This window comes from Paenibacillus sp. LK1 (genome assembly GCF_002750415.1).
GTDB classification, from domain to species: Bacteria; Bacillota; Bacilli; order Paenibacillales; family Paenibacillaceae; genus Paenibacillus; species Paenibacillus taichungensis.
Map to the genome: position 1 here is coordinate 56817 of NZ_PEII01000022.1, position 7049 is coordinate 63865.

5 protein-coding genes and 1 rRNA gene are annotated in these 7049 nt (G+C 45.9%); all 6 read right to left on the bottom strand.

Annotation, left to right across the window (positions count from 1 at the left end):
• Positions 1–148: 148 nt before the first annotated feature.
• Positions 149–2611 (bottom strand): ATP-dependent Clp protease ATP-binding subunit, encoded by a 2463-nt coding sequence (locus tag CS562_RS30890; RefSeq protein ID WP_076292149.1) that lies wholly within the window; start codon positions 2609–2611, stop codon positions 149–151.
• A 189-nt stretch (positions 2612–2800) separates the two neighbouring features.
• Positions 2801–3871 (bottom strand): protein-arginine kinase McsB, encoded by a 1071-nt coding sequence (gene mcsB / locus CS562_RS30895; protein WP_053779232.1) that lies wholly within the window; start codon positions 3869–3871, stop codon positions 2801–2803.
• Positions 3872–3899: 28 nt separating this feature from the next.
• Entirely contained in the window at positions 3900–4424 is a 525-nt protein-coding gene (mcsA, locus tag CS562_RS30900) for a protein-arginine kinase activator protein McsA (protein ID WP_076292148.1), read from the bottom strand.
• A gap of 30 nt (positions 4425–4454) precedes the next feature.
• The gene (locus tag CS562_RS30905) at positions 4455–4916 is read right to left on the bottom strand and encodes a CtsR family transcriptional regulator (protein WP_024633618.1); all 462 of its coding nucleotides are present in this window, start codon (positions 4914–4916) and stop codon (positions 4455–4457) included.
• Between the two features lie 472 nt (positions 4917–5388).
• Positions 5389–6564: a GNAT family N-acetyltransferase gene (locus tag CS562_RS30910; protein WP_099859250.1), complete on the bottom strand. Its 1176-nt coding sequence runs from the start codon at positions 6562–6564 to the stop codon at positions 5389–5391.
• Positions 6565–6793: 229 nt separating this feature from the next.
• Positions 6794–6910: ribosomal RNA gene (gene rrf, locus CS562_RS30915) — 5S ribosomal RNA — on the bottom strand.
• Positions 6911–7049 lie beyond the last annotated feature (139 nt).

Consider the following 7049-nt stretch of genomic DNA (forward strand, 5'->3'; position numbering starts at 1 on the left):
GTAGCCAGTTCAATGTTTGTTTTCTGATAAACAACAGCTTTGGGGCTCTGACTGGCACAAAAAAACAAAAATCCTTCCCGACTAAAGTCAGAAAGGATTTTTGTTTTATATATCAGACTCATTAGTTATGTCACTAGTTAAGTGTCACTTATTTCGTTTCAATTTCCTCAGTGGAAGGAACAACAACGTCTTTTTTCGTTACAGACAATGCTCCGTTCTCTTCATCGATGAGCAACGAATCACCTTTGGTCACATTACCCGTGAGCAACTCTTCAGACAATTTGTCTTCGATATGCTTCTGGATCGCCCGACGAAGCGGACGAGCACCATAAGCTGGATCGAAGCCGGCTTTAGCAAGGAAATCCTTGGCATTGTCGGTGAGTTCGAAGTCAACCTCGTATTCACGTAGCCGTTTCCGAAGCTCCTCACTCATGAGGGTAACAATCTCTGCAATGTGTTTCTGTTCCAGAGAGTGGAACACGATAATTTCATCAATCCGGTTAAGGAACTCTGGACGGAAGCTTTTCTTCAGCTCATCCATGACTTTACCCTTCATGTTATCATAATCCGCCCCTGCATCCACAACTGCTGTGAAGCCGAGTGTAGAGTTACGTTTGATCGCTTCAGCACCCACGTTGGATGTCAGAATAATCAATGTATTTCGGAAGTCAACAACGCGACCTTTGGAATCCGTCAGACGACCATCCTCAAGCACTTGCAGCAAGATGTTAAATACTTCCGGATGTGCTTTCTCGATCTCATCGAGCAGGACGACGGAGTAAGGTTTGCGACGAACTTTCTCTGTCAGTTGTCCACCTTCTTCATATCCCACATATCCCGGAGGCGCTCCGACGAGTCGGGAAGTGGAATGCTTCTCACCATACTCGGACATATCGATCCGAATCACTGCATTTTCATCGCCAAACATGGCTTCTGCAAGTGCACGAGCGAGCTCGGTCTTACCTACCCCGGTAGGACCTAGGAAAATAAATGAACCCATCGGACGTTTCGGATCTTTCAATCCGGCCCGAGCACGACGAACTGCACGACTGACAGACTTCACAGCCTCATCTTGGCCAATGACACGTTCATGAAGAATAGACTCCAGGTTCATCAAGCGTTGTGTTTCTTCTTCTTTCAGCTTGTTCACCGGAATTCCAGTCCAGTTGGCTACCACTTGCGCGATATCCTCAGGCGTTACTTCAGAATCCGTGCGACCTTGTTTTTCTTTCCATTGGTTCTTCGTTACATCCAGCTCTTCACGGATTTTTTGTTCCGTGTCACGCAGAGCTGCTGCTTTCTCGAATTCTTGGCTTTGAACCGCTGCGTCTTTTTCCTTACGGATATCTTCGAGACGGCTTTCCAATTGTTTGAGGTTTGGTGGGATCGTGTAAGAGTTCAATCTTACTTTGGAGCCCGCCTCATCAATCAGGTCGATCGCTTTATCCGGTAGGAAACGGTCTGTAATGTACCGATCAGACAGTTTAACCGCCTGCACAATCGCTTCATCCGTAATTTTCACCCGGTGATGCGCTTCGTAACGATCACGCAAGCCGTGTAAAATCTGAATTGCTTCTTCTGGAGAAGGCTGATCCACCGTGATCGGTTGGAAACGGCGCTCCAGGGCAGCATCTTTCTCGATATATTTGCGGTATTCATCCAGTGTTGTTGCACCGATGCACTGCAATTCTCCACGGGCCAAAGCTGGTTTCAAAATGTTCGAAGCATCAATTGCACCTTCCGCTCCGCCTGCACCAATCAGGGTATGCAATTCGTCGATGAACAGGACAATGTTACCCGCTTGACGAATTTCATCCATAATTTTTTTCAAACGATCTTCGAATTCACCACGATATTTTGTACCTGCAACAACCGAACCCATATCTAAGGTCATGACACGTTTGTCACGCAAAGTCTCCGGAATTTCGTTGGCGATAATTTTTTGTGCAAGTCCTTCAGCGATGGCTGTTTTACCTACACCTGGCTCACCAATCAGTACCGGGTTATTCTTGGTACGACGGCTCAGAACCTGAATAACACGTTCGATTTCTTTACTACGTCCAATCACTGGGTCCAGGTTGTTCTCTCTGGCATACGCCGTAAGGTCACGTGCCAGACTGTCCAGTGTTGGTGTGCTGACATTGGCAGGTGTGCCGTTATGACTGGATACAGCTTCGCTGCTGCCAAGCAATTGCAGTACTTGTTGACGTGCCTTGTTCAAGCTAATACCCAGGTTGTTCAGCACACGTGCCGCAACCCCTTCGCCTTCACGGATCAATCCCAGCAGGATATGCTCTGTGCCTACATAGGTATGGCCCAATTTGCGAGCTTCATCCATAGACAGTTCAATTACTTTTTTCGCACGAGGCGTATATGCAATGTTCGTAGGTTGCTCTTGGCCACGGCCAATCAGCGTTTCTACTTCATCTTGAATTTTTTCCAATCCGAGTCCCAGGCCGATCAGCGCTTTGGCTGCGATGCCTTCGCCTTCACGAATGAGGCCGAGCAAAATGTGCTCTGTACCGATGTTATTATGACCAAGACGGACAGCTTCTTCCTGCGCCAATGCGAGCACCTTTTGGGCCCGTTCCGTAAATCTTCCAAACATCATATCTCCTGCACCTCCATGGTTTTGGATAAAACGGGGGCTGTTAAAAGGATCCCACCGTATTCTTCATATCATTTTTGTTTGCAGCCATGCTGCGAATAAAATCATTCAGCATTCATTTATAGAAATGCTCTATTATATAAAAAGCCGCAGATGCGACGTGAAACCTTTTATAAACGACTCTTGATCAACCTAAGATTGATTGGCTGCACTGATCGTATCACGGATCAACTGAGCCCGATATATGTCACGCTCATCTGTCCGCATGTCTTCCCCAAATGTTTTTTGCAAAAAGCCCGGCTGCGTCATCACATTCAACTCGTTCATCACGGTTATGGACAAGCCGTCCAACAAGCCGAGATCTACGCCAAGTCGAACATCAGACAGACGCTGTGCAGCTTCCTTCGAATCGACGATGGCTGCATGGGACAGAATGCCGTATGAACGCATAACCCTGTCGGTAATTCGCAGCCTAGAGTCGGTAATTAACCGTTCTCTAGCAGTACGCTCATGCCCAATCATCTGTAAAACAACACTATGCAGGTTATCGATGACTTCTTGTTCCGTCTGCCCCAGTGTGATCTGGTTCGAGATCTGAAACAGGTTACCCATCGCCTCACTGCCTTCACCGTAAATTCCCCGTACAGTCAGTCCGACTTGGGAGACTGCCGTTAAAATGCGGCCAATCTGCTGTGTCATCACCAGAGCGGGCAAATGCATCATGACAGATGCTCTTACACCTGTACCTACATTCGTAGGACAGCTGGTTAAATATCCTCTGCGGTCATCAAAAGCATAATCCACATGCGCTTCAAAAGCATCATCTATGGCGGAAGCTTTCTCCCAGGCTTCTTTCACCTGGAACCCCGGATAGAGGCACTGGATACGAAGATGATCCTCTTCATTAATCATAATACTGACAGATTCATCCTCACTGAGAATAACCGCACCATTTCTGGATTCGTTCGCAAGACTAGGACTGATTAGATGTTTCTCTACCAGCACCCGTTTGTCAAGGTCATCGATATCAATCAGATCCAAGGTATGAAAATCTCCAAAGGCATGAACGTCATCGTATTGAAGTACTTCGCTCAGCTTATTCAGCACTTCTTCCGATTGCTCATTGGAAGCCAGCATCGGAAACGGATAATGCTGCAGGTTGCGTGCGATCCGGACCCGGCTGCTAATGACGATTTCGGAATCAGCCGCATCACTGCGCATCCAGTCGCTGAGCGCCTTCTCTGTAAAACGAAGATTAGGCATTACGCATCCCTCCTACTCATCACAAACTTTACTCCTGAGCTATTTCTTTTTCAAGTTCCCTGATCTGATCACGAATTTGAGCAGCTTCTTCAAACTCCTCTTGCGTTATGCTCTCCTGAAGATCCCGTTTCAGATCAGCAATCTGTCGTTTCACCTTGATGCGACCACCAGCTCGTGCAGGCACTTTACCCACGTGGGAAGTGCTACCATGAACCCGTTTGAATAGCGGATCCAAACGACTGTCAAAATATTTATAACATGAGCTACAGCCAAAGCGGCCAATTTTGCTAAACTGTGAATAGGTCATCCCGCATTCTTCACAACGAAGGGATTGCGCAGGTGTTGCTCCTGCACTGCCATTTTTGCCTGTAGGCTCAAAATCAAGCAACCCGGACAATAAGTTATGAATGGAAAATCCGTTGGATGTTCCCGGAATCATTTCCCCTTTTTCACGAGCGCATGACTCACAAATATGGAATTCCGTTTTCTCTCCGTTCACGATTTTCGTGAAATGGAGTGTTGCCGGACGTTTGTTGCATTCTTGGCACAGCACAATGATGTACCCCCTTGATCCCGATAGTTTTCATTTACCGAGCAAAGATATTAACATCGCCTTTAACATTCTGGCACGAATTTGATCCCGGTAAGGAAGTTTGACCAATATAATCTCTCTCGATACAGCTGCCCGCATCAACCCGGCTTCCCTTTTGCTTAAGAAACGTGCTTCTTCCAGTTGGTAGATCAGACCTTCGGCAGCTGTCTGCCCGATCTCATCTCCAATACTATGGTGCAAATGGTTATGCAGAGCCGAGTGAGCCGGCAATTCAATCCGCTGTATGCGAACATAACCGCCGCCGCCACGTTTACTCTCTACAAGGTAACCTTTTTCGAGTGTAAATCGGGTGCTGATGACATAATTGATCTGGGAAGGCACACATGAAAATTGGTCAGCCAGATCATTACGTTGAATTTCGACCATTCCTTCGGGACTTTCATGCAAAATACTCTTCAGATATTGTTCGATAATATCAGAGATATTACGCATCCACTCATCCTCCACTGTCTGAAACGTTAAGTCAATAAGGACCCACACGCCCCTACAGAGTACACCTTCTCAACCCATTTAACCAATCAAGGAAACAGCGAAACTGATCTTCAACGGTCTTTAACGGGAGAGCGAAGGACGCTCGAAGGTCCTTTAATATTGCTTTTATCCGCTGATGTGCACTACCTTTAAAATGGCTCCCACCACCGGATTGCAGAAAGAAAGCTACGTAAGTATTTAACCTTTAGTTGACTTTGACTTTCTTTGACTTTATATACATTATAGCATATTTTGTGGTTTTGCCAAGAGGGAGCACTATTCATTTTTTACGATTTTACACGAAATATTCGGCTGACACAAAAAAACCTCTCCAAAATAGCTGGAGAAGTCCATTTGTCTCACACTAGCAACGTATTGCTATACAAGTTAAATCTACAAAATTGATCCTAGAATATTCGTTACTCTATGAGGATCAGAAAAAATCAAGTAAATACGTTTCCCGTTTAGGAATCGCTTGTTCCAGAGCCTTAATCGCTCCATTTGGTCCTTCAATTCTACCTATTTGAGCCATCTCTGCGGGCCTGCGATACCCCATCAGTATTGCGGTGAGCGCCTGAATGTCTACTTTAACAGTTTGATCTTTAGCAGCCGGCTCAGATGTTTTCCAAATCGAAGCTGTACCGTTCATCGCCACATTCAACTGCCATACCCCTTCATTCCATGGTGCGTGTGCATCCTCTACCTGGAGATTAATCTGTACTGGTGAGTCTGGGCTCGCAAAAGGATACTGTGAAATAAATTGTTCTACACTCACAATACGTGCCATAAAGAATGGTATAACTTCCTGCTGAATCCGCGGATTGTCTAATTGAAAAGCAAGCATATCACTGGCTGGTGCCTGTAAAGTTACTTCCTCAATCATGGAATCATGGTTCGCAATAAAGGTCCATAAACCTTGTCTTGCCTCTTCATTCAAGTAAATGATCTCTCTAATGGTAAACTTTCTTTCCTTAACCTCATATAAAACATAGCCTTGTGCTTTACCAGCTTCATCATAATATACAGCCTTCTGGCTGGCTCCATTAGTGAGAACTGAGTTCTCCCATCTCGCATCATCCCGGATCAAAGTTCCGTTATAGCGCTCAGCATACGAACTGTATACTTCCTTTAATATGCTGAGTCCCAGATCGCCACGACGAATTGTTCCAGGGGTTGCCTTTTTCGCAGGCAGATGAGCTGTAGGCACTTTATATCGTTTAAACTCAACATACGTCTCCCAACCATATCTCCGATAAAACGCAAAAGAGAACGGATGCAAAAACGATATACTTTGTTTCTTACGGTTCATTTCCTCAAGCGCATGCTTCAACAGTCCAGCTACCCAGCCTTTACGTCTATATTCTGGCCATGTCGCTACTCCCGCAATACCGCCCATCTCGAACGATCTCCCATGAATATAGGTTTGAAAAGGAATAATGTGAAGTTTGGCACCCAATTGTCCTTCCTCAAATACACCCCATATATCCTGAGAATCAAATTGACTCCGTCGCTTCTCCGTCTGTTCTTCACTCATTACCACTTGAAAAGCATACTCGGAGAGTGCCATCGCTGGCTCAAAATCATCAACGGTTAATTTCTGAATTTCCATATCGTCCTGCACCCCGTTCTCTAAGTTATGATATCTTTCAAATCATGGCCTGATACGTGATGTATGTATCCATTTATGAGTGTGTCAGAGGAACGGGACAAAGTCAAACAAGAGATGCGCTGGCATCTCTCGGGAATATTTTTTTCGTGTATTATAATTGTTCCACCTGATCTATAGTAAAAAAACGCAAATAAAAACCACCACCGAATAACATCGGCAGTGGTTCTTCGCTTGGCGGCGTCCTACTCTCCCAGGACCCTGCGGTCCAAGTACCATCGGCGCTAGAGGGCTTAACGGTCGTGTTCGGGATGGGTACGTGTGGAACCCCTCCGCCATCGCCACCAAACGCATAGCTTAGCTTACATCTCAGAGTTTATTCTCTGAAAACTAGATCCGAAACGAAATTCGCGATTTACAACGTGCATATTGGATAAGCCCTCGACCGATTAGTACTGGTCAGCTCCATGCATTGCTGCACTTCCACC